Raw genomic sequence first — 681 nt, 5'->3', positions numbered from 1 at the left:
ATCACCGATCTCGTCCAAATATATTTACTGTTCTCCCATCCAGGATAAGTCGTGCTCCACGATCCGCCGGACATGGCTGTTGCTGACGTTGATTTGTAATACTGTTCTACAATAGATTTAACGCCTTTACCGGTTGCACCAGTCCCTCCAGTATCTCCTTTGTCACCTTTGGCTCCGGTTGCTCCCTGTGCTCCTGCAATGCAAACTCCATTTTGATTTGGCGAATACGTTCTGTTACCAGCTCCGTCCGTTGTTACCGTACGGCTCCACATATACTTTCCATTAACCCATGTTGGCGCTGTCGTCGACCATGATCCTCCAGAAAGAGAAATCGGCGATGTCGAAAGATAATACTCCACGTCAACAAAAGACACATAATCCTCAGGTGCTGGAGTCCAGTCAGTTGCCGTATTGCCTTTTTCGATCTTAAGGTTTTTAAACTGATATGAGACCCCAACATTACTGTTCATTCCGGTAAAATATGTATTCTGTGAAGTTCCGCTAGGCAATGTTGCTGCTGATTTTACAACCCATACCAGTTTTGTCCATACATTCGCAACTGTTTTGTTGTTTACGGCTTTACATGATTGTATCAACATGTTTGAACCGTCACCATGTCTAAAGCTTGGATCCATCGATGTAGAAACGCTTGCTTTGACATCTACGGATACGGTATAATTT

The 681-nt window shown here is 44.1% G+C and carries 1 pseudogene; it reads right to left on the bottom strand.

Annotated elements, in window-relative coordinates:
* Positions 1–681: pseudogene (locus DXD92_RS18295) on the bottom strand (hypothetical protein); the annotation flags it as partial.

Source organism: Blautia sp. TM10-2, assembly GCF_003480845.1.
Lineage (GTDB): Bacteria > Bacillota > Clostridia > Lachnospirales > Lachnospiraceae > Fusicatenibacter > Fusicatenibacter saccharivorans.
The sequence above is the reverse complement of the archived record's forward strand: the minus strand, read 5'-3'. Positions and strand labels throughout refer to the sequence as shown.